Source organism: Gordonia liuliyuniae, assembly GCF_021738805.1.
GTDB lineage: Bacteria > Actinomycetota > Actinomycetes > Mycobacteriales > Mycobacteriaceae > Gordonia > Gordonia liuliyuniae.
The window spans coordinates 264,766-290,580 of sequence record NZ_JAKKOR010000011.1 but is presented as its reverse complement, the minus strand read 5'-3'; the positions used below and the strand labels follow the sequence as shown (position 1 = coordinate 290,580).

Annotated in this window: 25 protein-coding genes, 1 tRNA gene and 1 pseudogene; 8 read left to right on the top strand and 19 right to left on the bottom strand. The window is 65.6% G+C overall.

Translation table 11 applies throughout. The annotated features are described in order from the left end of the window. Nucleotides 1-63: 63 nt before the first annotated feature. From L5G33_RS19495 to L5G33_RS15430, 3 genes are all read right to left on the bottom strand, one after another. Entirely contained in the window at nucleotides 64-246 is a 183-nt protein-coding gene (locus tag L5G33_RS19495) for a transposase (protein WP_372476924.1), read from the bottom strand. A 17-nt stretch (nucleotides 247-263) separates the two neighbouring features. Continuing rightward, a complete protein-coding gene (locus L5G33_RS15440; protein WP_236999073.1) occupies nucleotides 264-434 on the bottom strand; it encodes a hypothetical protein in 171 nt (56 codons plus the stop codon). 1,018 nt (nucleotides 435-1,452) lie between these two features. Beyond that, nucleotides 1,453-4,311, bottom strand: coding sequence for an NACHT domain-containing protein (locus L5G33_RS15430; protein ID WP_236999072.1), 2,859 nt, complete (start codon nucleotides 4,309-4,311; stop codon nucleotides 1,453-1,455). Nucleotides 4,312-4,558: 247 nt separating this feature from the next. On the opposite strand from L5G33_RS15430, the pseudogene L5G33_RS15425 reads away from it, so the two are divergent. The 3 genes and pseudogenes from L5G33_RS15425 to L5G33_RS15415 form a co-directional block, all read left to right on the top strand. Then, nucleotides 4,559-4,714, top strand: a pseudogene (locus tag L5G33_RS15425) (GmrSD restriction endonuclease domain-containing protein); the annotation flags it as partial. 501 nt (nucleotides 4,715-5,215) lie between these two features. Continuing rightward, a tRNA-Ala gene (locus L5G33_RS15420) sits at nucleotides 5,216-5,288 on the top strand. An 89-nt stretch (nucleotides 5,289-5,377) separates the two neighbouring features. Beyond that, nucleotides 5,378-5,638: a DUF3263 domain-containing protein gene (locus L5G33_RS15415; RefSeq protein ID WP_236999071.1), complete on the top strand. Its 261-nt coding sequence runs from the start codon at nucleotides 5,378-5,380 to the stop codon at nucleotides 5,636-5,638. A gap of 217 nt (nucleotides 5,639-5,855) precedes the next feature. Here the strand turns inward: L5G33_RS15415 and L5G33_RS15410 are convergent, their stop codons facing one another. The 6 genes from L5G33_RS15410 to L5G33_RS15385 form a co-directional block, all read right to left on the bottom strand. Then, on the bottom strand, nucleotides 5,856-6,572 hold the full coding sequence (locus L5G33_RS15410; protein WP_236999070.1) for a hypothetical protein: 717 nt from the start codon (nucleotides 6,570-6,572) through the stop codon (nucleotides 5,856-5,858). A gap of 18 nt (nucleotides 6,573-6,590) precedes the next feature. Further along, the gene (locus tag L5G33_RS15405) at nucleotides 6,591-6,773 is read right to left on the bottom strand and encodes a hypothetical protein (protein WP_236999069.1); all 183 of its coding nucleotides are present in this window, start codon (nucleotides 6,771-6,773) and stop codon (nucleotides 6,591-6,593) included. A 17-nt stretch (nucleotides 6,774-6,790) separates the two neighbouring features. Then, entirely contained in the window at nucleotides 6,791-8,200 is a 1,410-nt protein-coding gene (locus L5G33_RS15400; RefSeq protein ID WP_236999068.1) for a SepX/GlpR family protein, read from the bottom strand. A gap of 123 nt (nucleotides 8,201-8,323) precedes the next feature. Beyond that, nucleotides 8,324-8,980 carry a GNAT family N-acetyltransferase gene (locus L5G33_RS15395; RefSeq protein ID WP_236999067.1) on the bottom strand — a complete coding sequence of 219 codons (657 nt, stop codon included), beginning with the start codon at nucleotides 8,978-8,980 and terminating at the stop codon, nucleotides 8,324-8,326. 3 nt (nucleotides 8,981-8,983) lie between these two features. Beyond that, a complete protein-coding gene (gene glp / locus L5G33_RS15390; protein ID WP_236999066.1) occupies nucleotides 8,984-10,288 on the bottom strand; it encodes a molybdotransferase-like divisome protein Glp in 1,305 nt (434 codons plus the stop codon). Nucleotides 10,289-10,384: 96 nt separating this feature from the next. Next, complete coding sequence (locus L5G33_RS15385; RefSeq protein WP_236999065.1) at nucleotides 10,385-11,320, bottom strand: UTP--glucose-1-phosphate uridylyltransferase; 936 nt, start codon at nucleotides 11,318-11,320, stop codon at nucleotides 10,385-10,387. Between the two features lie 70 nt (nucleotides 11,321-11,390). On the opposite strand from L5G33_RS15385, the gene L5G33_RS15380 reads away from it, so the two are divergent. Further along, nucleotides 11,391-11,993 (top strand): 5-formyltetrahydrofolate cyclo-ligase, encoded by a 603-nt coding sequence (locus tag L5G33_RS15380; protein WP_236999064.1) that lies wholly within the window; start codon nucleotides 11,391-11,393, stop codon nucleotides 11,991-11,993. 10 nt (nucleotides 11,994-12,003) lie between these two features. Here L5G33_RS15380 and L5G33_RS15375 read toward each other — a convergent pair whose 3' ends face one another. Both L5G33_RS15375 and nhaA read right to left on the bottom strand, forming a co-directional pair. After that, nucleotides 12,004-12,288, bottom strand: coding sequence for an FmdB family zinc ribbon protein (locus L5G33_RS15375; RefSeq protein ID WP_236999063.1), 285 nt, complete (start codon nucleotides 12,286-12,288; stop codon nucleotides 12,004-12,006). A gap of 99 nt (nucleotides 12,289-12,387) precedes the next feature. After that, nucleotides 12,388-13,641 (bottom strand): Na+/H+ antiporter NhaA, encoded by a 1,254-nt coding sequence (nhaA, locus tag L5G33_RS15370; protein WP_236999062.1) that lies wholly within the window; start codon nucleotides 13,639-13,641, stop codon nucleotides 12,388-12,390. Between the two features lie 256 nt (nucleotides 13,642-13,897). Here nhaA and L5G33_RS15365 point away from each other — a divergent pair, with 256 nt between their 5' ends. The 3 genes from L5G33_RS15365 to L5G33_RS15355 all read left to right on the top strand — a co-directional run bounded on the left by L5G33_RS15365 (nucleotide 13,898) and on the right by L5G33_RS15355 (nucleotide 16,126). Next, entirely contained in the window at nucleotides 13,898-14,398 is a 501-nt protein-coding gene (locus L5G33_RS15365; RefSeq protein WP_236999061.1) for an SAF domain-containing protein, read from the top strand. 93 nt (nucleotides 14,399-14,491) lie between these two features. Continuing rightward, nucleotides 14,492-15,340, top strand: a complete 849-nt coding sequence (gene mscL, locus L5G33_RS15360) for a large conductance mechanosensitive channel protein MscL (RefSeq protein WP_236999060.1) — start codon at nucleotides 14,492-14,494, stop codon at nucleotides 15,338-15,340. 120 nt (nucleotides 15,341-15,460) lie between these two features. After that, nucleotides 15,461-16,126: a biliverdin-producing heme oxygenase gene (locus tag L5G33_RS15355; protein ID WP_236999059.1), complete on the top strand. Its 666-nt coding sequence runs from the start codon at nucleotides 15,461-15,463 to the stop codon at nucleotides 16,124-16,126. Between the two features lie 48 nt (nucleotides 16,127-16,174). Here L5G33_RS15355 and L5G33_RS15350 read toward each other — a convergent pair whose 3' ends face one another. The 7 genes from L5G33_RS15350 to L5G33_RS15320 all read right to left on the bottom strand — a co-directional run bounded on the left by L5G33_RS15350 (nucleotide 16,175) and on the right by L5G33_RS15320 (nucleotide 23,291). Beyond that, the gene (locus tag L5G33_RS15350) at nucleotides 16,175-16,342 is read right to left on the bottom strand and encodes a hypothetical protein (RefSeq protein WP_236999058.1); all 168 of its coding nucleotides are present in this window, start codon (nucleotides 16,340-16,342) and stop codon (nucleotides 16,175-16,177) included. Further along, the gene (locus L5G33_RS15345) at nucleotides 16,332-16,895 is read right to left on the bottom strand and encodes a MogA/MoaB family molybdenum cofactor biosynthesis protein (RefSeq protein ID WP_236999057.1); all 564 of its coding nucleotides are present in this window, start codon (nucleotides 16,893-16,895) and stop codon (nucleotides 16,332-16,334) included. Before L5G33_RS15345 ends, L5G33_RS15350 begins: the two co-directional genes overlap by 11 nt. Before the next feature lie 84 nt (nucleotides 16,896-16,979). Next, complete coding sequence (locus L5G33_RS15340) at nucleotides 16,980-18,506, bottom strand: S1C family serine protease (RefSeq protein WP_236999056.1); 1,527 nt, start codon at nucleotides 18,504-18,506, stop codon at nucleotides 16,980-16,982. Nucleotides 18,507-18,593: 87 nt separating this feature from the next. After that, nucleotides 18,594-20,012 (bottom strand): HAMP domain-containing sensor histidine kinase, encoded by a 1,419-nt coding sequence (locus tag L5G33_RS15335; protein WP_372476923.1) that lies wholly within the window; start codon nucleotides 20,010-20,012, stop codon nucleotides 18,594-18,596. Nucleotides 20,013-20,057: 45 nt separating this feature from the next. Next, complete coding sequence (locus L5G33_RS15330; protein WP_236999054.1) at nucleotides 20,058-20,741, bottom strand: response regulator transcription factor; 684 nt, start codon at nucleotides 20,739-20,741, stop codon at nucleotides 20,058-20,060. 48 nt (nucleotides 20,742-20,789) lie between these two features. Further along, on the bottom strand, nucleotides 20,790-22,370 hold the full coding sequence (locus L5G33_RS15325) for an FAD-dependent oxidoreductase (RefSeq protein ID WP_236999053.1): 1,581 nt from the start codon (nucleotides 22,368-22,370) through the stop codon (nucleotides 20,790-20,792). A gap of 6 nt (nucleotides 22,371-22,376) precedes the next feature. Beyond that, entirely contained in the window at nucleotides 22,377-23,291 is a 915-nt protein-coding gene (locus L5G33_RS15320; RefSeq protein WP_236999052.1) for an AurF N-oxygenase family protein, read from the bottom strand. A 149-nt stretch (nucleotides 23,292-23,440) separates the two neighbouring features. On the opposite strand from L5G33_RS15320, the gene L5G33_RS15315 reads away from it, so the two are divergent. Then, nucleotides 23,441-24,214, top strand: coding sequence for an SDR family oxidoreductase (locus tag L5G33_RS15315; RefSeq protein WP_236999051.1), 774 nt, complete (start codon nucleotides 23,441-23,443; stop codon nucleotides 24,212-24,214). Nucleotides 24,215-24,239: 25 nt separating this feature from the next. Here L5G33_RS15315 and L5G33_RS15310 read toward each other — a convergent pair whose 3' ends face one another. Continuing rightward, a complete protein-coding gene (locus L5G33_RS15310) occupies nucleotides 24,240-25,814 on the bottom strand; it encodes a GMC family oxidoreductase (protein ID WP_236999050.1) in 1,575 nt (524 codons plus the stop codon). Between the last annotated feature and the right edge of the window lies 1 nt (nucleotide 25,815).

Here is a 25,815-nt window from a genome sequence, read left to right as displayed (position 1 = left end):
CCTGATGCGGATGCGATCTAAGTGGGTTCCTCGAGGTTGAGCGGCACTCCTTTGCTCTGGAATTCATGGATCCTCGGCCAGCTGGGCACGGCAGTGGAATCGTATCCGGCGGCGCAAGTTCTCGGCGCTTCGGAACTCGCGGGCGACGCGCCTGACTTGCGCGACCAGCCGGGTATAGCCCTCGGTGCGGGCGTTAGTGAGCCCGGTGTCGACAGACGCAAGGGTCGCGGGCCACCAGACCTCGATCGCGATGGCGCGGCGGGTCAGCTCCGGCGGGCGGCGTCAGCGCACCAGTAGTAGAAGCGTAGAACGAGCGCATACTTGTGATCGTCCACGAAATTGCGAGCGCCAGTCAGAAGCCAGCGTAGTTCTTCCTTCGCAATGTAGGCGTCCAGGATCGGCACCGCGGGATCGTTGTCGATCAACGCGCTCACGCCACGCGCAAGATCGGTCCGACAATCGTTCTCACGCTGTGAGGAGGCGCCTCCTGTTCGCCCATTCCGGGTCCTTCTTACGACCGCGGCCAGGGGCCGACCCGGATATCCGGCACCCATGAATCGAACGCCCCGGTGGTCGTGACCGATTGCTCAGGCCCCGGTCATGACCACCACCGCACGCCGCTGCCTCGATCAGCGCCGGGCTCTGGATGCGGGCCAACTCAGTCACGCTGTTCGACGAGATATGGTCAAGACCTGTGGATGAAGTGTTGCCAGGTGGCCTCGCTTGCGTCGGCTGATTCGGTGTCGAGGATGCGCCTCACATTAGAGGCTCCGCGCCCGCGCCGTCCCCCCGGACGTGCTCTTACCGATCGGTAATCGGATACACATCGCGCGGGCCTGTGTCACCCACTACCGCCTAGCCCTGTCGTCATACATAGTCGGATACGCAAGAAGTGGGCTACAGATAAGGCGACGACAACACGCCGTGCCCGCCGAGCGAACGCGATAGCGGAGGGTACCGCGCTCAGATCATCGCCGACGATGACGACATCGGCAGCTTGCAACGCCACATCGGAACCGGCGCCACCCATCGCGATCCCGACTTCGGCCACAGCGAGCGCGATAGACACTCGCACAACACACGCGCAACGTGCCACGAAACCCGAAAACACCCTGCGGCAGAGCAAAGTCCGCAAGCGTAAAACCCATAAACTACAAAGCCGACCTGACCCAACTCAACATTCGGTAACCCGAACCCCGACACGCCGCCACTCCGCCCAGATCATCCAGTAGCTCAGCGCTCGCATACCCGCTACCGACAACCAGGTACGCCCCACCAAGAACTCCGGACTCACGTTTCTCACCACTTCAGAGCGGCTGACGTACACGCCTCGGCATCAGAAACACCGCAGCTCAATTACAGGCAACATCGGATCATATTTAATTGACGTATTGGAAGCGCGATCACTTCCAATACACTCCAAAGGTGTAAAGCACCGAAATCATGTTGGGGTTATTCACTCATGATCGGGATGAGGTGACCGACAGGGCGTCGCGAGTACTTGGCTGCGGCTAATCGCGTAACCATGGCAGATGCAGCCCAGTCTTGAGAGTGATCAAGTGCATCCAGACACGCTTTGAGAAGATCAGCAGCAGCAGCACTACCGAGAGCCGACTCGAGACCGGGGGCCTGAGTGTTGAGTGTGTCAGTTACTGGCCACAGGTCGCCCCGGCGGGTCCGTGTGAGCTTCAGCGCCGCTAAATCGGCCATCGCGTCTTCGGCGAGCAGTGCGTCGGGCGGTTCGAGGACGCTCGACAACTCATCGAATGCCGGGCGGATAAGTTCGGCGACGGTGACGGTCTCTACGCCGCGGGAGTCGGATGAACGGCGAAATATCCACATATTGACAGCGCGCCGGAGGTCTTCGTCGCTGTAGGAGCCAGGGATTCGAGCTGAGCCGTAGTGCCCGTGGTGCATGAGGATCTGGGCGATCGCCTTCCGCTCACCTGTCGCGGCTTGTGCTCTGGACATTTCATTTCGGATGTGAGCGCTGTCGAGTTTGTTTCTAGCGGCGGTGTTCTGCAAGGCGACCGCCACAGTCCGAGGCTCTTGCAGGAGCGGGCCCTGCAAGCAGCGTAGGGCGACGTGGATGAGACGCTTCTGGTCGTTGGGGCGGTCGGCAACAAGTCCGTCTTGTAGGAGGTATGCGGCGAGCTCTGGCCCAGCGGGACATAGCCAGGACGGCCAGTCGCTCGATTCGTCACAGTGCTCCACGACCTCGAGGAGCAGGTCTCGGCGGTGCCTATTGTCAAGAGCGAGCTTGCCGGCCCCGAACAGCCAGGCGTTTCGCCAGTGCGGACTCAGGGCAGTCCGCTGGAGGTTTGCGCGGGTCAGTTCGTCATCTTGGTCGACCAAGCGACTACCGGCCATCAGCTCTTGCAGGCTTCGCACGTCGAATGAAACGGTGTCGTCCTCGTCTGCGGTGAGCAGGACGAGTCGCTGCGTGGCAACGTCGAAGATCCTGTTCGCGAATGCTGACGCACTGTCCTTGTCGTGTCCGTCACCGAGCATGTACTTCTCCGCGAGATCGGAGAGCTCGGCCCGTGGCATTCTGGCGACGACCTCGTCGGTCGTTTCGCAGCGAATCTGGAGAATGAGACCAACAATCTGGTGCAACTCGATGATCGCTGCGCGGTGATCTCGAAAGAATGTCCTGTTGGCGGTGAACTTGCTCGCCTCTCGTTTGTAGACAGTCTCGAAGTAAGTCCAGAAGAGCTGGTAGCGAGTCGTCGGCAAGGATGTAGAGCCGCCAAGGATGATCGTCATGATTAGCACCTGAAGCGGAGTCTTGAGCAGACGTTCGATCGCGGGATTCTTGATGGCCTGGCCAAATCGGTCGAGCACGCGTTCGCGGTGCGGTGCGTCATCACTGAGGCGCTGCGAGGTAATGTGGTGGGCGTAGCGGACGGCCTCTTCGATGGTGAAGTCGCCTAAGTCGATCTGCTTGAAGTGCTCAGGAAATAGCTGTTCGGTGTAGCCAGTCCTACGGGTCGTGATGACCATCAACAGGTCCGAATCGTTGGCGTCAGCCCAATCGAGGAGTTCGCCGATCTCGTCGACGACACGGTCGCGGTGCTGCGGCATGGTGACCTCGTCGTATCCGTCGAAGATCAACAACGTTGGCCAAGCCTTCATCCAGTTCGACAAGGTAATCGGTTCGATCGACATTTCGGTGCTCTTGGTAACCGCGTCGGCGAGCCAGCGCTTGATGTTCGGGCCTCCAGACGGGCCCATGTCGTTCGCCATCTTGGCAAGATCGACTCTCAGTGGCCATCGAACGCTCCTTGGGCCGACCACTCCAATGCGTTCGAGAGATCTGTCAGTGCGTCCGACGAGATCGATGATCGTCGTCTGGTTCGCTTCATGGCGGACGAAGTTCGCCCGATAAACCTGGGTGATGTACTGCGCTACCGTGCTCTTTCCGTTTCCGGGGGCGCCAGTAATGACGAGGTGACGAGGAGCACCGAAATGCCACAGTGACTTTCGGGTGACCTGGTCTGCTCGCTGGACGATCTCGGTGAGCATCGACGTCATTCTGCTTCCGTCGCACTCGGCTGGCAGGTCGACGATGGCGTTGTCGATCTGGTGACGGGCATCGGGGGTATCACCTGCCTCATCGAACCGTAGCCACTGCTCGTGGCGCAGGGTGCTCTGCGCATGGTCGACAAGAAAGGAGGACACCCGTTGCGGGTCCAGAGCCCCGGAGCTCAGCATCGTGAGGCGCGTGAGTAGGTCTCCGACGGTCAATAGAGAGGGAAACGCGTCACGAATGTCGGAGTGAGCGGATACGAGGGCGTTCAACGTATCGCGGTGCCATACGTTTACGTTGCGGAGTCCGCGGTCGTGCAGGCTCCGGGTTTTCTCTCCGGCACCGTTGGTGCGATCCTCGTTCAGCTTTGTATCGATGTACCTCGTGATCTGGTCGATGCCGCCGACTGTGTCCTCCGCCGATAAGCGAGCGTTGGTCACAAACAGCAGGTTGTCGGGCAGTTTCGCCCGGCGACCGGAGGCCCAATCGTTGAACTCAGCGCCGATCTGGCTTTTGAGCCAAGCGAGGTCCTGCGCGGGCGGACCAACACGTTCGCGTTGTTTCGCCTGTACCACGGTGTAACCGGTCCAGCGTCGATCGGTGGGTATCGAGCCGGTGTCCTCTGTCCACACGATGGTGCCGGTATACGTGGCTTCGCGGCCACCATCCTTCCCGGATCCGAACACTTCAATGTGTGGACCGAGTAGTTTTGCGGCCAGCGCGACTGCGAGCTGCTCAAATGCGCGCGGCCCGAGTTCTTCGAACGCCCAGTCACTAGCCATAGGTGGCAACATACCTGGCCGGATGCACTCGTATGCCGTCAGATCATGTTCACGAGGCATATCCCGCATCGAGCGCGCATCGGCAACCGGACACGCTCGCTCGGCTGCCACCTGGGACTGAACCCGACATCCCCCACCAGGAGCGTCCACCCCTCGGAACCCGCGTACATTTTTGGCTACAGTGTTCAATATCGGTGCGAGTTCCCAGCCAGCGTAGTCGCAGATCCTGCGAACCCACGCGGTTATGCGTAAGCGCGACGGCGACGCCGCGACGTGGCTACCACCGAACAAGGCGTACCGCTGTACCTACGTCTCGCGGCAGATCGAGGTGAAGGCTCGCTACCAACTCTGGGTGACCAAGGCCGAGGCGGAAGCGATGCGTCGGATTCTCCACTCCTGCTGAATCTCCCCTCACTAAATCTCAACGACTGGTCGAGATCTCGCCGTCGCGAACATGGTTGCGGGTAGGTGACTGCAGGTGAACACGAAATTTCGAGCGAACGCCGAGCTATCTCACAGCGCATTCGGTGGTGCGCATACGACGAGGTCACCGACCGTCGATCTCGCCCTCGTGATGGGTACCACTCGTTTACGAACTATGTGAGGTACACCCAGACAGTCGGAAGTTAGGCAAACCTTATGTAACGATCTTCGTGCATCAACCGATGCGACTCATCCCAACGAAAGGCCAACCGTGGACTTCCCGGCCCTCACTCAGTTCTTCAACGACTTCACCGTCTTCGGTGGCGACTTCCTGTCGATCGCACTGACCTTCGGCTTCGGCGCATAAGGGTCCCGCGTAAAAGTGGCACAGTGATGCCCGGGTCGCAGCGGACGCGACCCGGGCATCACCGCTACTCTACGTCGCTGTTATAGTGGACAGCGGTTCACTTCGGTGACACCCGGGGCTATGGCGCAGTTGGTAGCGCGACTCGTTCGCATCGAGTAGGTCGGGAGTTCGATTCTCCCTAGCTCCACATACGAAGGCCAGGTCAGCGGAGCATCCCCTGACCTGGCCTCATTTCATTTCACGGCGCGCACGCAGCGGAGGAGTCGACGATCGGACATGAACTCCTCCGCGACGCCGCCCCAGGGTGACGAAGAGAAGCCTTCCGACGCCCGGCTGTCCGACGAGGACCGGGCGATCATCGACCTCTCGAAGCGGCATTACCGCACCGCCGACGCCCACGCCGCAGCGGTCCGCACCGAGCTCGGGCTGTCCGTGACCGACTACTTCAGGAAGCTCAACCGACTCGCCGACGATCCCGCCGCGTTCGCCTACTCACCCATCGTCGTCAAGCGATTGCGCCGGAACAAGCTGCACTGATTCAGCTTTCGGAACGGTCCGTTCGTCTACCGGTACGCAGACCTACACCGCTCAGGCCATGCGACCGGCTATAGACCCACGCTCGCCCTGAGCGGTGTCACCGTACGCATTGAAGGACAGCTCCGCCCCGCCCCGTGCCGCGCAGCGCGGGCGCCGACGGCAGCTTTATCGGTGCGAACAACTCAGGACTCGACGGACTGCCCGGTGCCGAGTGCACCTAGCTGGACGCGCGTGTCACGACACCGGGGTGCGCGTCAATCCATGCCGTCGCCTGCCCGACCGCTCGGTGCAGCGCGATGCGTTCGCCGATGTAGGTGAGAGGCCCTCCGAGGAACGGAATCCATGTCCCCCACCCGATGGCCCGCGGCATCGACGGACGAGAGTCCAATGACTTCGACAGCTCGTAGATCGTCGTCCCGATCCCCCACGTCTGCTCGACGAGTCCACCCTCGGCGTCATCACCGGCGTGTGGCTTCTCGTCATCGACTCCCACCACGGTCTCGGACACGTCGCGGTCGAAGAGGATGTCGGCGAGCATGACCACGCCCACCGCGCGCGAGGTGGCTCCGTGTTCGCGCGCCACGGCGCGTAGGACGAGCGCCTGACCGGCATAGCCGAGCCACGCGCCCAACGGCAGCATCCTCGACCACACGCCGAACACGCCGGGGAAGGCGGCCGCCGCCGTCGTCAGCGCGCCGACCCGGTTCACCCACCAGGCCGCACGGTCGTCGACGTCGAGACCGTCCCACGAGTCGGTGCCCGGCCAGTGCGCGGCGTCGAGCGCCCACGACCCGACACCAGATACACGGCAGTCCCGCTCGCCGCGCTGTTTGAGATGCAGCGGATCGGTGTCGGCCAACAGTCTCAGGACACCGTCGACAGCGCCAACCGTCCGGTCCACGACGTCGACCAGTTGGGCGTCGCTCAAAGTCATGACGTCCAGGGTACGGTGTCAGTCGTTCTCGGAGTCGTCTTGATCGTCGGCCGCGGCATTACGCGCCGCAGCGATAGCCAGTGCATTCCGGGCGGTCGCCTCGTCCGGGTATGGTCCCATCCGGTCGAAGACGTTCGCGACCTTGCCGCGAGTCACTTCGCCGGTCGAGATCTGGTAGTACCACTCGTCTGATCCACTCATGGCTCCACGATCCCAGATCAGACGGCTGCGCGGTGGGCAGAGCCGTCGAATCCCCTGTCGTCGAATCCGCTGTCGTCGAAGGCCCCGTCGTCGAATGTCGAGTCGTAGCGGTGTGCCTCGCCGAAGTCGTAGGTGGGTAGATGATCGAACGCCGGGTCCTCATCGTCGATCTCCAGGACGATCGCGCCGCCCGGTCGACGCAGACGCGCGGGCGGGGCGACGTACAACGGCTCGGCCTGCTCGCGGCGAACCCTCGCATCTTCGGCCTGGCGGCGACGCTGCCGGGCCACCCGCTGTGCGTGTCGTTGGTGCTCCGCCCGGACTGCGCGCCGCAGGAACGTCAGGTAGGCGGCGAACACGACCACCATCACACCGACCGCCACGTATCCGAGCGGCTGCACGAAGAACGCGGACACGACGGCGGCGAGGGTCAGCAGCGAGAGCGAGGCCAGGATGCGTCGGCGCTCCCGGTAGGTGGCCTCCTCGCGCGCCTGAACGTGGCCGGGGGCAAGACCTCCGCGGCCGCGGAGCTCGCGCGGTGTCGGCTCGGGTACCGACGACGCCTCCTCGACATCGCTCTCGTCGTCGGCGTCGTCGGACTCCTCATCGAGGATGTCGAAGGCCTCGTCGGCGTCGTCACGCTCGTCGGTGAGATCGTCCTCGTCCAACTCGTCGTACTCGTCGTCGAACTCGTCCTCTTCGAACTCTCCCTCGTCGAACTCACCGTCGAGTTCGTCCGTCTCCTCGTCGGTGACGAGCGGATCGACGCGGGCGGCCTGCGCCTCGTCGAGGTCGACCACTTCGACGTCGACGATGTCGAGCACATCGGTGACCTCGGCGGGACTCTCGGCGTGGGCGCGCAGCGTTGCGGGCGAAGGTCGCGACTCGTCCTCGACGATCTCGGCGTCGATCTCGACGATCTCTGACTCGGTGGTCACAGAATCTGGGGTTACAGAATCTGGGGTTACAGAATCTGGGGTCGCAGAATCGGTCTCCGCAGCCTCAGCCGTCCCCGTCTCCGATTCCGTCTCCGTCGCAGATTCCACGGTCTCGACGTCGACGATGGTCTCGTCAATCGATACGGCATCAATCGATACAGCATCAATCGATACAGCATCAATCGATTCGTCGGCTTCGATCTCGTCAGCTTCGATCTCGTCGGCTTCGGCCACTGCGGCCTTGGTTGCCTGCGCTTCGGCAGCGCGACGCTCGGCCAGACGCTTGGCGGTGTTCGCCGCACGTTCGGACCTCGCGTGCGCCGCCGCACGGCGGGATGCAGCACTGCGACTGCCGCCTCGATGGACGACACGCGTCTGTGCGGCGGCCTTGGTCGATGTGCGCGCGGCCGGTCGCCCGCGCAGCACCATCGGCACCAGGACGAACAGCCAGACCACGATCAGGAACACCCAGAGCACTGAATTAGGCATGTCGGGTGCCTCCCTTCTCCGAGTCGAGTGACGAGTCTCCAATCAAACACCCTAGGGAGGCAGGGCCTTTCGATCGGTCAGGCGCGCCGCGCATATATCGAACTCACAGGTTCCCCTGCGCGCTCACGGCGCCGACGCGCGCCCGGCACGGATCAAAGCGTCCACCGCGGCGCCGTCGACCTCCTCCACCGTGAGCCCGAACAGCAGGTGGTCGCGCCACCGCGCATTCACATCCATATAGCGTTTGAGCAGGCCCTCTTCCCGGAATCCGACACGGCGGAGGACGGCCTGCGATGCGCTGTTCTCGGGTTGGACGGTCGCCTCCAGCCGGTGCAGCCCGACAGGGCCGAAGCAGTGGTCGACGCCGAGCGCGACCGACGCCGCGGCGACCCCCTGACCGGTGTGGTCCCGATCCACCCAGTAGCCGATCCACGCACTGCACACCGCGCCGCGCTGGATGTTGCCGACCGTCAACTGTCCGACGTATTCGCCGTCGAGTTCGATGACGAACGGCAGCATCACGCCGTGCTTGGCCTCGCGTTTGAGCACGGAGAACAGCGGGCCCCACATCGACTGCTGATGCCTGCGCTCCCACTGCCCGGAGCCGGTCGGCTCCCACGGCAGGAGCTCGTTCTGGTTGCGTATTCGCAGCCGACTCCAGGTGGCTGCGTCACGGAGTTTCACCGGCCGCAGCGTGATGAGGCCTGCGGGTACCCGGACCGGGCCGACCGTCGCCGGCCATCCGGGGGAGGTCGACGAGTCGACGAGCCAACCGAACACCGATCAGCCGCGCTCTGACAGGAACGCGACTTCGACGCGATCGCCGGTGTGGACGTCTTCGACGTCTTCGGGCACCACGATCAGGCAGTTCGCCTCAGCGAGTTCGGCGAGCAGGTGCGACGCCCCGCTCTCGGACTCCCCGATCACTTGCACGAGATAGTCGCCGGATCGTTCGTCGCGCATCAACTGTCCCCGCAGATAGCCGCGCCGCCCCTCCACGGAGGCGATCGGTCCGATCGAGCGGGCGGTCACCGTGCGTCGCATCGGTTGACGTTTACCGAGTGCGATCCGGATGAGCGGCCGGACCATCACTTCGAACGTGACGAGCGCGCTGACCGGGTTCGCGGGCAGCAGGAACGTCGGGATCTCGTCGCGGCCGAGACGGCCGAAGCCTTGTACCGAGCCGGGGTGCATGCCGACGCGCCCCACTTCGAGGTCGCCGAGATCGACGACGGATTCGGAGATCATGCGGGACGCGGCGCCACCGACGGCGCCGCAGATCACGACGATCTCCGACCGGATCAACTGGGCCTCGACCACTTCGCGGAGCCGGTCGGTGTCGCGTTCAGCGATCCCGACACGGTGCACTTCTGCTCCAGCGTCGCGCGCGGCGGCGGCCAACGCGTACGTGTTGACGTCGAACACCTGGCCGGGCCCGGGATCTCGGTCGATGTCGACCAGTTCGTTTCCGACGGCGATCACCGCGACGCGCGGCCGCGGGTGCACGAGCACTCGCGCCCGTCCCACTGCCGCCAACAGTCCGACCTGAGCGGAGCCGATGACGGTGCCCGCACGGACCGCGACGTCGCCGGGTTGGACATCGTCGCCGATGCGCCGCACATAGTCGCCGCTCTCCACGTCGTGCCCGATCATCACGCGATCGTCGCCGCCGTCGGTCCATCGAAGCGGCACGACGGCGTCGGAGAGCGTCGGAAGCGGCGCGCCCGTCTCGACCCGGACGGCCTGGCCGGGCTGTAGCCGGGTCGGTGTCCTGGCTCCCGGTGTCACCTCGCCGACGACGGGCAGGTGCACGACGAGTCGGTCTGTGTCGGCGAGGACGGACACATCCACCGGCTCGTCGTCGAGCACCGAGGTGTCGTCGGGCGCCTGCCCTCCGGCGTGCGCGACGTCGACGGCGCGCACGGCGTATCCGTCGATCGCGGCCTGGTCGAATCCGGGCAGCGGGTCAGTAGTGACGACTTCCTCGGCGCACATCAGACCCTGCGCTTCGGAGATTGCGACCTGGATCGGTCGGGGTGCCACCACTGACGCAGTCACGAGGCTCAGATGATCCTCGACCGATCGCATCGTCTCTCCTACTCGTGGACTCAGGTTTCCCAGGATAGAGGTCCGCTTCGCTCCTGCCGGACAGGCGCGCGGAATCCGGGTCGGCTCAGCGGCTGCTCAGGCGTGCTCAGTCGCACCCAACCGTTCGACGAGCCAGCGACGCAACTCCGGACCGTAGTCGTCGCGGTCGAGTGCGAAGTCGACGGCGGCCTTCAGATAGCCGCCGGGGTTCCCAAGGTCATGGCGGGTGCCGGAGTGGACCACGACGTGCACCGGCTCGCCCTGTTCGATGAGCAGCGCGATCGCGTCGGTGATCTGCAGCTCGCCGCCCGCGCCGGGCTCGATCTGACGCAGCGCGTCGAAGATCTTGCGGTCGAGGATGTACCGGCCTGCGGCGGCGAGGTTCGACGGCGCGAGGTGCGCGGGCGGCTTCTCGACCATGCCGCGCACGCGTTTGACGTCCGGCGACGCCGGGTCTGCGTCGGCTACGTCGAACACGCCGTAAGCGCTGATCGTCTCGCCGGGGACCTCGATCGCGCACAGGACGCTTCCGCCGTGTCGTTCACGGGTGGCCGCCATCGCGCCGAGCACCCCTCCGGGCAGCACGAGGTCGTCGGGCAGCAGGACGGCGACGGCGTCTTCGTCGTCGGCCAGCTCCGACTCGACGCAGCCGATCGCGTGGCCGAGGCCCAGCGGCTTGTCTTGCACCACCGAGGCGACTTCGAGCAACGACGGCGCATTGCGTACCTTCGCGAGCATCGCTTCCTTGCCGCGCGAGGCGAGCGTGTGCTCGAGGACGAGGTCCTCGACGAAGTGCGCGACGACCCCGTCCTTGCCGGGCGAGGTGACGATGAGTAGCCGTTCGGCGCCCGCCGACTTCGCTTCTTCGGCCACCAACTCGATCCCGGGGGTGTCGACGACGGGAAGCAACTCTTTCGGGACGGTCTTCGTCGCAGGCAGGAATCTCGTCCCGAGACCCGCTGCAGGCACCACCGCGGTGCGCGGGATGCACGGCGCGGCGCCGCTGCTCGGACTGGTCGCGTGGTCAGACATGGCGATCAGTCTACGGTCGAACTCTGGCAGGATCGTCGGCACTGGGTTCGTACCGCCTGAAAGGACCGCTATGGCCGCCGAGACGACACCCTCACAGTCAAAGAGCGAATTGCGTCGCGCCGTCCTCGACGCGCGCACGTCTATGTCTCCGTTCGTGCTGGCACAGGTCAACGCCGAACTGGCCGAATGGATGTACCGCCTGCCCGTCGACATCGCCGACGGCGCGATCGTCGCGGCATACGTCGCGTCGGGCTCCGAACCCGGCAGCACCGCGATCCTCGACGTTCTCGTCGACCGCGGGTTCACCGTGCTCCTGCCAGTGGTTCCGCCCGGCGATCCGGCTCGTCTGCAGTGGGGCGAGTACCGCGGGGAGATGGCGCTCGAGGCGCGCCGCTGGGGTCTCCTGGAGCCGACCGGTCCGCCCCTGCGTCCCGATGCGATCCACCGGGCGCGACTCATCCTGGTGCCTGCTCTCGGCGCGGACCGCAGCGGCGCGCGCCTCGGGCGCGGGGCTGGCTATTACGATCGGACGCTCGCGACGATCGACGCCCCCGTCGTCGCCGTGGTGAACGACGCAGAGTTCCTCGACGACGGTATCGAGCAGAGCGAGCACGATGTGCCGGTCGACTGGGTGCTGACCCCCGGCAGCGGTTTCACCGCCGTGGGCGTCTGACCTGCAGCCCTCAGGCGCTGGCCGCGCTGGACGAACCCGAGTCCGACGAAGAACTCGACGACGAGGTGCTGGTGCTCGAGGAGTCCGACGACGCCGACGACGCGGGCACCGAGCCGTTCGAGCGCGAGTCCGTGCGGTAGAAGCCGCTGCCCTTGAACACGACACCGACCGAGTTGAAAAGCTTACGGAGCTTGCCGCCGCATTCGGGGCACACGGTCAGTGAGTCGTCCGAGAACGACTGCACGATGTCGAACTTGTTGTCGCACACGGTGCACGAATAACTATAGGTGGGCACGGGAAACCTCCGGTCGTCAGATTCCCCATTGTAAACAGCTATTGGCACTCAGTCATTCCGAGTGCCAGTTGCCGTGTTCGACACGACCCGCGTGCAGCGTCAGATGACGCGAGTGTCCTGGTCAGGGACACCGTCACGGTTCTCGTCGGAGGAGCGGGCGCGTCGCGCGTCCCATCGGAGCATGATCGCGCCGAGCACGGCCGCGGTCAGGGAACCGACGAGGATGCCGACCTTCGCCGCCGGCTCGTGATCGGGTGACAGACCGGAGTCGGGCGCGAACGACAGTTCCGCGATCAGCAGCGCGACGGTGAAACCGATACCCGTGAGGAGTCCGACCGGCAGCAGGTCGCGCAGCCCGATCGCGTCGGGTAGTCGCAACGGCGTCAAACGGGTCACGCACCAGACCGTCCCCATCACGCCGACGACCTTGCCGACCACCAGACCGGCGAAGACTCCGACGCTGACCGGCTGGACGATGTGGCCGGATCCGATCACCGTGACCCCCGCGGACGCGAACGCGAACAGGGGCAGACAGATCGCCGTCGAGTACGGCGTGACAGCGGCGGCGAACCGTTCCGTCCGAGGCTCGCGCTCACCTGCCCTCGCGACGGCCGGAACGGTGAATCCGAGCACCACGCCGGCGACGGTCGAGTGCACACCGGACGCATGGACGAAGCCCCACGCGATGACCGCGAGCGGCAACAGAATCCACCAGTGCGACCGAGTCGCCCGCACGCACACTGCGAACACTGCGATGCACACGACGCCCACACCGAGCATCACGGCGTCGATGCTGTCGGTGTACACAGTGGCGATCACGAGGATGCCGAGCAGGTCGTCGACGACGGCCAACGTCATCAGGAACACCCGTAGAGCCGACGGCAGCCCCCGCCCGAACAACGCGAGGACCCCGAGCGCGAACGCGATGTCGGTGGCGGTCGGGGTGGCCCACCCGCGCAGGGCCTCGGGTTCCAGACCGCCGACGATCGCGACGAAGATGAGCGCGGGCACCACCATCCCGCCGACCGCCGCGGCAATCGGCACGCCCGCGCTCCGGGGATTTCGAAGATCCCCTGCGACGAACTCCTGCTTCAGTTCGACGCCGACGACGAAGAAGAACACCGCGAGGAGTCCGTCGGCGGCCCAGTGCGCGAGCGACAGATGCAGCTGCAACGCTTCAGGTCCGACATCGAACGACAGCAGGTCGTGGTAGATGTCGCGCCACGGCGAGTTGGCCCATACGAGGGCCAGGACGGCGGCGATCATCAACAGCACGCCGCCGGTCGTGTCGGCGCCGATCCACAATCGGGCGCGCCGGATCAACGGTTGTGCCTGCGGGTCCGATCGATCCATGACGATCAGTCTTCCAGACGCCAGAACTGTGGAGAATCGTCGCCAATGTCGTCGGTTATCCACATTCGTGGATACGCGGTACTAACCGGCATATTCAACCCAGTACATTCCGGACATGAAGCGTGACGGGCGACGAGACTTGAATCCGAGGATCATCGATCGGCTTCGCCGAATCTGCGCACCGGGATGGATTCGATCGGTGTTCATTCGGCGGGCCGTCGCGATCACGTTAATCGTGTGCGCGGCGGCAGTGACAGTGACTCAACAACAGGGCCAGCCCTCCTCGACTGCTCTCGTCGCGACCCGCGATCTGCGCCCGGGCGAGTCCCTCACAATCAACGACGTCCGGTCGACTCCCGTCCCCGAACACCTGGTGCCCACTGATTCGGTCGCCCCCGACGATCTCGTCGGCCGTCATGTGACCGGACTCGTTCACGCCGGAGAAATCATTGCCCGCCACCGGCTTCTCGATTCTCGGCTGCCGTCAGCACTCATCGGACGGCCCGACGCGCGACTCGTTCCGGTGCGTCCGGCGGACGACACACTGGCGACATTCGTCCGCGCAGGCGATCTCGTCGACCTCTTGTCCGAGGACGACCGGGTGCTCGCACGCGGAGCCGTCGTCGCCGTCAGTCCGGACAGCGACCGGCGTGCGTCCACCGACACGGGAACTGTTCTTGTCGCGATGGGTGAAGACGACGCACACATCGTTGCCGCGGCCGGATTACGTGAACCGATTACATTCGTTCTCCACTGAAAGTCGGTAACTCGCCGATTGTTGGCGAGAAATCCCCCGTTCGGTCCATTAGACTCACGTTCGTCTACGGCACCGAAAACGAAGGAGAGCCGCGTGCTCAAAGGATTCAAAGACTTCCTCATGCGGGGGAACGTCGTCGAATTGGCCACAGCGGTCATCATCGGCGCCGCGTTCACCGCAGTCGTCACCGCATTCACCGACAAGATCATCGCGCCGCTCATCGCGGCCATCCCGGTCAACACGGATTTCGCAGGTCTCGGTTTCGAGATCTCAGACAAGAAGAACCCGGACGGCACCGCCGCAACCTTCCTCGATTTCGGCGCCGTCATCACCGCATTGATCAATTTCGTGATCGTCGCCGCGGTGGTCTACTTCCTGATCATCGTGCCGTACAACAAGCTGAACGAACTCCGGACTCTCGAAGAGGAAGCGGAGGACGATTCGGAGATCTCGCTGCTCGTCGAGATCCGCAACCTCCTCGACCCGCATGCCGAGGAGCGTAAGGCCTCCGAGACCGCTGCCGCAGAGGAGAAGGCTCGCGCCGACGCCGACGCCGCACGTGCTGCGGAAGCCGCACGTTACGAGGGGCAGCGTCCGCAATCTCCGCAGGACAACTACCCGTCGAGCGGTTCGACACAGCAGATCAGCGTCCCGCCGCAGGCTCAGCAGCAGCAGGGGCCGCCCGTGAACCCCCAAACTTCGGGCCCCCAAACTTCAGGCCCCCAGACTTCGGGCCCCCAGTACCCGGCGGGACCGCCGAGCGGCGGCTTCCCGACGCCGAATCCCGCACCGGGCGAGTACCCGCCCCCCGGCAACCTGCCTCCGGGCCAGTACGCACCGGGGCAGTACCCGCCGCCCGCACCGGGCCAGTACCCGCCCGCAGGCGGTCAGTACCCGCAGGATCCGGGCTTCGGACAGGATGGTCCGCGCCACTCGCGCTGACCGCTGTCTCCTAGCGAGGAGAGAAGGCCCCGTTCACGTGCCGGAACGGGGCCTTCTTCAGATCATTTGACCGTGTAAGGTTTACCTCACTAGTTTCCATGTTTCTTCAGGAGCCCCACCATGACCACCGCCACACCGGCCCGCACCGCGCCCGAGGACACGCTCTCCGCAGCGATGAAGAAGGGGTCGGCCATCGAGCATGAGCAGGCCGAGGGTTCGGCGTTCATGTCGGCGCTCCTCGACGGCCGGATGGACGCCGACGGTTACATCGCCTATCTGCAGCGTCTGCGGCTCGTCTACGAGGCTCTCGAGTCGGTGGCGACGACCCTCGTCGACGATCCGATCGCGTCGCCGATCATCGACCCCGCATTGGACCGTCTGGCGACGATCGACGCCGACCTCGCGCACTGGGCCCCCGGCGGTGCACCTGCGTTCTCATCGCCTGTGGCGACCGCGTATGCCGAACGCATCACCGAGTCGACGTGGAGCGGCGCGTTCGTCGCACACCACTACACGCGCTATCTCGGCGATCTGTCCGGAGGTCAGGCTATCGGCCGTATCCTCGACCGGTCCTTTCACCTCGACGGCGCAGGCATCTCCTTCTACGCGTTCGACGAGGTCGGCAAGGTGAAGCCGTACAAGGATCGCTACCGGGACCGACTCGACGCCATCGGCGCGACGCTCAGTGCCGCCGACCGCGACCGGCTCGTCGACGAGGTCCGGCTCGCGTTCGGCTTCAACCAGTCGTTGTTCGCCGAACTCAGCGAACTGCATCCGGGCCGCTAGCCGTCTCCGCACTGATCGAGACCCCCGCGGGTCGAGATGCCCCGCGGGTCACCCGTGGTGGGGCGGGCGGTTCTGGTCGTACCAGTCGCGGCCGCGGCCGCTGTCGGGGTGCTCGCCCGGCTCGGCGACCTGCTCGGGCAGATCGTCGCCGAACACCGCGTCGAGTCGGCGCCTGCGTTTCCACGCCGGCTCGACAGGGTCCGGGTCAGATGTCACTGATGTGCCCGATCACATGCTGGGCCAACGGGATCAACGTCGCCATGCCGTCGCGGACCGCGGCACGCGAATCGGCGATGTTCACCACGACCGTCTGACCCGAGATCCCCGCGAGTCCACGCGAGAGTCCCCCGTCGGTGGCGCCTGCCGACAGTCCAGAACTGCGGATCGCCTCCTCGATGCCCTGCAGGCGACGGTCGAGCAGCGGCTCGGTCGCTTCCGGTGTCACGTCCCGCGCACTGACGCCCACGCCACCGACGGAGACCACCAAGTCCACACCGCCGATCACCGCGGTGTTCAACGTGTTCCGGATCTCGATCTCGTCGCCGGGCACCGTCACGGTGGCATCGACGTGGAATCCGGCCTCCTCGAGCAGCTCGCCGATGAGCGGGCCGAGTGTGCTCGGCTCTTCACCGAGGGCCGCACGGTCGTCGACGACCACCACGAGCGATCGGGAGAAACCGTCCTCGGGTGGTGTCGGCACCTCGGGCGAACTCACGCGAGCGGCCGCGTCAGCGGCCCGTTCGTCCGGGTCTGCGGGAGCGTTGGTCATCTTCGGCCTCTCTGGAAGTGTCTGGTGGTCTGACTGCCGGTGAACGTCGGACCGTCTGTGAACGTCGGGTCGCACGGGCCGACGTCACGCCGTGCCGAGCGTGACCTCAGCGGTCTTACTCTGGTTGTTCACCGAGTAGGTCACCTTCACCGTATCGTCCGGAGCGTGTGAACGGATAGCCGCGACCAATGCGTTGGCCGTCGAGATCTTCCGGTCGTTGACCGCGGTGATGAGCGCGCCCGACGGGATACCCGCCTTGTCGGCAGGTCCGTTGCGGACCACGCTGGCGACGACGGCTCCCGGCTTCTCCAGGTCGTTGTTCGGACGGACCGAGACGCCCAGATTGGCCTGAGTCGGCTTACCGTTGTTGCGGAGTTCTCTGGCCACCCGCATCGCCTGGTCGACGGGGATCGCGAACCCGAGGCCGATGCTGCCCGTCTCGCCTTCTGCGCCGGTCGTGGCGATGGCGGTGTTGACACCGATCAGCGCCCCGCTCGAATTGATGAGCGCGCCGCCGGAGTTGCCGGGGTTGATCGCGGCATCGGTCTGGATCGCATCGATCACCGATTCGGTGCTGCCGTCGGAGCCGGAAGTCGACACGGGACGGTTGAGGGCCGAGATGATGCCCGTGGTCACCGTCCCCTCCAAGCCGAGCGGCGAACCGATCGCGATGACTTCCTGCCCGACGCTGAGATTGTTCGAGGCACCGATCGTGATCGGGGTCAGGCCCGTCTTATCGGCTTGGATGACGGCGATGTCGGACACCGGATCGGCACCGAGGACTTTCGCTTGGGCGCGACTGCCGTCGTTGAAGCTGACGAGCACCTGGTCGGCGCCCTGCACGACGTGGTTGTTGGTCAGGATCACGCCGTTGCTGTCCAGGACGACTCCCGACCCCGAGCCGACCTGGCGTCCCGACGCGACGGTGATCGAGACGACCGACGGGAGCACGCGGCTCGCGACGTCCTGCACCGAACCCGGTTCGGCCTTCGGCTGCGACGACTCGGTCGGCCCGGACGCGACCGGCGAACTCGACGACGACGTCGAGTTGTTGTTATCGGCGACGAATGCGCCGACGCCGCCGCCAACACCGCCGGCCAGTACCGCGACGGCGACCGCGCTCAGGAGGATCTTCTTGCCGTTGCCGCCGCGTCTGCCGTCTTCAGGCTTCGGTTGGGCGAATGGACCGGCGGGCGGCACAGCGCCGAACTGTCCGGTCTGGTTCTCGACGGGAGCCGATCCGAACGGGGCCGTCCCGTACGGGCTGGTCGGCGGTTGGGCACCGAACCCGCCGGCGCCGGGACCCGACTGGGTCTGCCCGTACTGCTCGGCTCCATACGGGCTCGGGCTGTATGGGTTCTGACCGTACTGCCCCGGAGCCTGCGGGTTCCCATACTGGGAATTCACACTCTGGGGATTCACACTCTGGGGATTCACAGACTGGGGGTTCACAGACTGGGGGTTGGTGCCCGCAGGGTCGGCTCCAGCAGGCTTGTCGTCCGAAGGGTAGGTGCCGTAGGGGTTGTGCCCGTACGGGTTCGGCGAGCCGGGGCCCTGCCCCGGGTAATCGTCGTTGCCCTGCGAGGAGTCGCGATTCACACCGTCATTCATGAAAGTGAGCGTATGCCACGTCCCTGTGAAGTTGGTCAAAGTCCACTGGGAATCAGCTTCCGGAACACTCTCGGTCGGTCAGAGCGTTCAGCGCCGCACCACGACGGGATCCGGTTCGGTGTGTAGCGGCGACCCCGGGAACCGCAACCGGATCAGCGCACCGCCCTCCTCTGATCCCTCGGCCGACACCGCCCCTCCGAGACGCGTCACCACCTGTCGGACTATCGCCAGCCCCAGGCCGGATCCGGGCATCGACCGCGTGGCATCGGCGCGGTAGAAGCGTTCAAAGACCAGTTCCCGGTCTTCCATCGGGATACCCGGACCCGCATCGGCGACCGTCAGCTCGGCGGACGCCGGACCGGATTGAGTGAGCCGTACACGGACTTCCCGGCCGGGCGGGCTCCACTTCGCGGCGTTGTCGAGCACGTTCAGCACGGCTCGAGAGATCCCGTGCTCCTCGCCGAACACGAACCACGGCGTGGTCTGCACGTCGAAATCGATGTCGGTGCGACGGCGGCGGACGCGTTCGAGTGCATCGCCGATCACCGACTCCAGCGCGACCTCTTCATGGACGGTGTCGAGGGCGTCCTCGCGGGCGAGGTCGACGAGGTCGCCGACCAGCGTCGACAACTCCTCGATCTGGGCGACCACATCTGATCGCAGTTCCACCATGTCGGCGGCCGGAATCTGCGGAGCTCCCGGCTCCGACGATGCCATCAGAAGTTCCAGGTTGGTCCGCAGCGAAGTCAGCGGCGTCTTCAACTCGTGTCCCGCGTCGGCGACCAGACGCGCCTGTTGGTCACGCGATTCGGCGAGGGCGCGCAACATCGTATTGAAGCTCGCTGTGAGACGGGCCAACTCGTCCTGACCCGACACCGGGATCGGCGTGAGGTCCTGCGTGCGCGCGACGCGTTCCACGGCCCCGGTGAGCCGCCCGACCGGTCTCAGGCCGCCGCGCGCGACCGCGGTCCCAGCGAGTGCCGCGAACGCCACGCCCACACCGCCCGCGATGAACAGCACCGACGCCAACTGTTTGAGAACGGCATCGGTGCCCTCCAACGACTGCGCCATCATCAGGGTGCCGCCGTCGGACAGCTTGCGGGCGAGCACTCGATGATTGCCAGTCGTCCGGAGACTCTGGTTGAGCTTGCCGGGCGGATTGACCGAGTCGATGATCTGCCGCTCGGTGTCGCCGAACGGGACGTCGCCGACCATGTATGTGCGTCCGTCGGGTTCGACGAGGCCGATCGAGATAGAGGTCGAGAAGACGGTGCCCGCGAGGAGCGCCTCAGGGCCGCTCGACAATCGGCCCAGTTTCGACAGCGCCGTCATGCCGTCCGCACGCGCCACAAGTTGTGCGTCGACGTCCTTGTACAGGGACCGTTGCACGACGAAGAATGCGGCTCCCGCCATCAGCATCGCCGACAGCAGCACGACGGCCGCGGCCAGGAGCGCCACGCGGTTGCGCAGCGACACCGATCTCGTCAGTGCGATCGGCGCACGCATCTGGCGGTGGCCGTCGGGGCCACGGCGAAACAGTCCCATCGAGGGTCAGGCGTTCTCGCGCAGCACGTATCCGACGCCGCGCACGGTGTGGATCAGGCGAGGCTCGCCGTCGGCTTCGGTCTTCCGACGCAGATAGCCGATGTAGACCTCGAGCGCGTTGCCCGACGTCGGGAAGTCGTACCCCCACACCTCTTCGAGGATGCGGCTGCGTGTGAGGACGCGTTTCGGGTTGGCCATCAGCATCTCCATGAGCGCGAACTCGGTGCGCGTCAGGCTGATCTTGCGTTCACCGCGCGTGACTTCGCGCGTCACGGGGTCGAGCGTCAGGTCGGAGAACGACACCGCCTCCGAACCCTCTTCCTCGTCGCGGACGACACGACGCAGCAGCGAGCGCAGACGGGCCAGCAGTTCCTCGAGCGCGAACGGCTTGGGCAGATAGTCGTCGGCCCCGGCGTCGAGTCCGCTGACTCGCTCGGAGACGGAGTCGCGGGCGGTCAACACCAGAATCGGGAGGTCGTCGCCCGCCGACCGCAGCCGACGGCACACCTCCAGCCCGTCCAGCCGCGGCATCATCACGTCGAGCACGAGGAGGTCGGGTCGCGCAGCGATCACCTTCTCGAGCGCTTCGAGGCCGTCACCCGCGGTGTCGACCGTGTAGCCGTTGAATGTCAGAGACCGACGAAGGGACTCTCGGACGGCCCGGTCGTCGTCGACCACGAGAATACGCATGCCTACAGTTTTACTGACCGAAGTTCAGATACGGCTGAGAACGCGCCGTCATCGACGCGCTCGCGTCGCCGCGGCTACCATCTCGGGGATGTCTGTGAACTTGATCCGAGGGCGTCCCGCCGCACGTCCGCGCGCCCGTTCGGCACGGTCGATCGCAGCGACGCCCGCGTAGTCGACCGGCATCGTCCGTCCCGCGACCAGCGCCGCGAACTCCGCCGCCGTTCGCGACGTCCGTGTGAGACGTCCGGCCGCGGCGTCGTCGATGAACGCCTCTACCGCACCGATCGCATGAGCCTTGTTGGCGCCGATGCCGCCGCGCGCTCCCCGCGCCGCCCAGCCGAGGGCGTAATGGCCGGGGATCGGCGCACCGTCGGCGTCGACGATGCGGCAGTCGTCGTTCGGGATCGTGCCGGTCGCCTCGTCGAACGGGAGTCCGGGGACCTCGACGCCGCGGTACCCGACCGACCGTACGACGAGGTCGGTCACGATCGAGTGGTCGTCGCCGTGCGTCACGACGTCCACGGTGCCGACGCGACCGGACGCGTCCGGCAGGATCTGACGGACCGTGCTCGCGAACAGGAAGACGATGCGCCGACGGCTCGGGTCCGCAGGCCGGTCGAGTCCCAGTCCACGGATCTGCGCGGGGTCATCGCACACGATCACCTCGACGCCCGCCATCGCTTCGACCGCACGGTATTCGGCTGGCGTGTACGCGGCGTGCTCCGGCCCGCGCCTGCCGAGCAGCACCACGTCGTGGACGTTCTGCCTGCGTAGGAGATTCAGTGCACGGTCGGCTATGTCGGTCGTGGCCAGCTCTTCCGGCGACGACACCAGGATGCGGGCGACGTCGAGCGCGACGTTGCCGGTTCCGACGATCACCGCGCGCGAGCAGCCGTCGACGCGGACGTCGCCGATCGCGCCGGGGACCGCGTTGTACCAGGCGACGAGGTCGGTGGCCGATGTGGAACCGGGCAGTTCCTCGCCCGGCACGCCCAGCGACTTCGATGCGGGCGCGCCGATCGCGTAGAAGACGGCGTCGAAGTGGTCGGCGAGTTCGGCGACGGTCAGCGCGGACGGACCGTCGCCGACGTCGACGCCGCCGACCATCGTCGTACGCCGATGCCGATACAGGAGATCGAAGGTCTTGAGCACGCCCTTGGTGCCCGGATGGTCGGGAGCGACTCCTGCACGTACCAACCCGCCGGGCGTCGGAAGGCGATCGATCATCGTGACTTTCGCGTCGGTGCGCCCGATCAGCGTCTGCAATGCGTATCCGCCGGACGGACCGGTGCCGACGACGGCGACGCGCAGGTCGGACTCCAACCGCGGAATCTTCGGGTAGACGACGTTCGACCATCCCGACGCGATGTCCGGGTTGTCCTTGTAGAAGGACGCGTTCACCTCGATGAACACGCGGTCACGCTCGCCCAGCCGGTCGGCGGGATAGATCGCGTCCACCGGACACGCGTCGGCGCAGGCTCCGCAGTCGATACACGCGACGGGGTCGATGTGCAGGATGTCGGAGGTCCCGAAACCGCGTTCCTCCGGTGTCGGATGGATGCAGTTGACCGGGCACACCGCCACGCATGAGGCGTCGCTACAACAGGACTGAGTGATGACGTGGGCCATGTGCGGTCAGATCATGTGGACGCGACGGTAGTTCTTTCGCGCCATGGGAGTGAGCAGTCCGACCTCGTCGAGGAACGCCATCAAGTGTGTGCAGTTGCTCCGGACCATCGCGTGAAAGTGCTTGTTGGTACGGCGTTCGGCCAGGGCGCGCTCGGCGTCGAGCCCGGCGTCCGCGTATGCCTGCGGCTGCACCAGATTCGACACGATCTCCATCGCGCCGAGCGATGTGTACACCGCACAGAAGTTGCGTTTTGCCGCCGACATGCCTGCGACCGACTCGCGTACCTGCTCACGCGCGTACTTCATGTGTCGAGACTCTTCGAGGACATGGATCTCGTTGATCGTACGGATGAACGGCAGCACCCGGTCGTCGCGCATGCAGCCGCGCTGGAACACGTCGAGGATCTCCTCGGCGACGAGGATGCCCGCGTAGGAGACCGCGCCGCGGGCCGTGTACTGGAACACCTTGCCCAGGCGGCCGATCGCGCGAGAAGGTCGGTACGACGTGCCGACCATCTTCTCCGACGCCTTCGCGAACATGATCGAATGCCTGCATTCGTCGGCGATCTCGGTGAGCGCGAACTGGAACTCCGGGCGGTGATAGGCGCCGAGATACTGGTCGCGGAGGATGAGCTCCTGCAGGATCATCTCGAACCAGATGCCGATGTTCATGATCGACGCGAACTCGTGGCGGGTGAGACGCACGCGTTGCTCATGCGTCAGTTCGTCCCAGTAGTCGGTGCCGTACAGCGTCGACCACTCGGGGCTGCAACCGTAGTGGTTCGGATCCATCGGCTGCGACCAGTCGATCTCGGTCATGGCATTGCGCGAGAGTCGTGTCGCGGAGGCGAGGAGCCGGTCGGACACCTCGTCCATCCCACGGTCGGGCATGCTCGTCGTCGACGTTTCGACAGATGTCATCTCAAAGCCCCCATTGACTGATGTGACAATTTCTATTGTCACGATAACACGCCTGTGACAGCCTTCATAGGGGCTAGTAAGGTTACCCGCGAGTAAGTAAGGTGTGCGCGTAGACATCGCAGGTCAATCACCCGACAGAGGGAGCATTCATGTCGTCGATCTTCATCAGCGGAGGCGCCGCAGGCATCGGCCTCGCCACCGCGAAGCTGTTCCGTTCACACGGCTGGACAGTCGGCATCTATGACGTGAGCGCCGACGCTCTCGCCGCGGCGAAGGCCGACGATCCCGAGTTCGTCACCGGTCTCCTCGACGTCCGCGACGCCGACCAGTGGGACGCCGCGCTCGCCGACTTCACCGCGCACACGGGCGGACAGCTCGACGTCCTCGACAACAACGCGGGCATCCTCCTGTCCGGCGACATCGCCGACATCTCCCCCGACGCGGTCAAAGCGCAGATCGACATCGACGCGCTCGGCGTCACCCTCGGCGCGCGCGCCGCACACCCGTACCTGAAGGCGACGCCCGGCGCGCACCTGGTGAACATCGCATCGGCGTCCGCCATCTACGGTCAGCCCGGCATCGCGACGTACAGCGCCACCAAGTTCTACGTCGCGGGACTCACCGAAGCCCTGGAGCTCGAATGGCAGGACGACGACATCCGCGCCGTCTCCATCTGGCCGCTCTGGGCCAAGACGGCGCTGGCCGCCGAGACCGACGCCAAGAGCACCCAGACGCTGGGCGTCCGCCTCAGCGCCGAAGACGTCGCGGACAAAGTGTGGGAGTCGGTGCACCCGACCACCGTCGACAAACTGATCCGCCGCACGAGCTACTCCGTCGGCGTCCAGACCACCGTCCTCGGCAACGCCGCCAAGTTCATTCCGAACGTCCTCAACCGCGGGGTCAACAAGTTCCTGTCGCAGTAGCGGCCCGTTAGACCAGCGCGAGGGGCTAGACGCTGCCGGTCAACAGATCGGCGCAGCGTTCGCCGATCATCATGACGGTGATGTTCGGGTTCACCGAGATGTGCTCAGGGAAGACGGAGGCGTCGGCCACACGGAGCCCCTCGGTGCCCTTCACCCGCAACTCGGCGTCGACCGGGGCGTCGTCGGCCGAGCCCATCGCCGCCGTGCCGACCGGGTGATAGACGGTGTTGTGGGTGGCCCGAATGTAGTCGGCCAGGTCGGCGTCGGCGACGGTGCCGGGCCCCGGGAACAGTTCCTCTCCAGCCCAGTCGGCAAGCGCCGGCTGGGCGACGATGTCGCGCGCACGGCGGATGCCCACCGTCATGATGCGGATGTCGTAGCCTTCCGGGTCACTGAAGTAGCGCGGGTCAACCATCGGCTTGTCCCGGAAGTCACGCGACCGCAGTCGAACGGTGCCCCGAGAACGTGCGTGCGTCACGTTCGGGGTGAGGCAGAAGACGTTCTCCTGTGTCGGATAGCCCTGCCGTACGGTGTGCATGTCGAACGGCACGCTGCCGTAGTGCATCATCAGGTCGGGCCGGTCGAGGCCTTCGTCGACCATGTCGAAGATCCCGATCTCCCACCACTGGGTGGAGTCGGTCGGCATCGGCTGCTTGGCGACCCACGAGATGACGCCCTCCGGGTGGTCCTGCAGGTTGAGGCCGACTCCCCGCGAGTCGACGAGCACGTCAACGCCGCTGGCACGCAAGTGGTCGGCCGGCCCGATTCCCGACAGCATCAGCAATTTCGGTGTGTCGATGGCGCCGGAGGACAGCACGAGTTCGCGTTCGGCGGTGATCGCCCGCGCCTGGCCGAACTGGTTGTCGACCACCTCGACGCCCGTGCAGCGAGTGCCGTCGAAGAGGAGTCGCTTGGCGCGTAGTCCGGTGAGCAGCGTGAAGTTCTCGCGGTCGACGATCGGGTGGATGTACGAGACCGACGACGATGCACGCGTACCGTCGGCCTGCCGGTTGATCTGGAAGAAGTTCGCGCCGCGCGTCACCGTCGTCCCGGTGTTGAATGTGCTGGTCGGCAGCCCGGCTTCGGCGGCCGCAGCGAGCAGAGCGACGCCGCACGGGTCGTTCGCAGGCACGTTCATCAGGTGCACGGGGCCGCTGTCGCCGTGGTGCGGCGCAGCCGGGCCGGCGTCTTCGTTCGTCTCCAACCGCTTGAGGATCGGCCACATGGTCGCGGCGTTCCAGCCGGTCGCACCGAACTTGCGCTCCCATCCGTCGAGGTCTTCACGAGGCGGCCAGAACGCGATACACGAGTTGTGCGACGAGCAGCCACCGAGGACACGTGCGCGGGCGTGGCGCAGGAACGAGTTGCCCGATGCCTGCGGCTCAACCGGATAGTCCCAGTCGTACCCCGATTCGAGCAGTTCCATCCACCGGTTGAGCTGCAGCACTTCGGGAACAGCGCGATCATCGGGGCCGGCTTCGACGAGTGCGACGCGTACCGACGGGTCTTCGGAGAGCCGTGCGGCGGCGGCGCAGCCTGCCGAGCCGCCGCCGACGACGACGTAATCAAACGAATCGGGATCAAACGAATCGGGGCTCAAT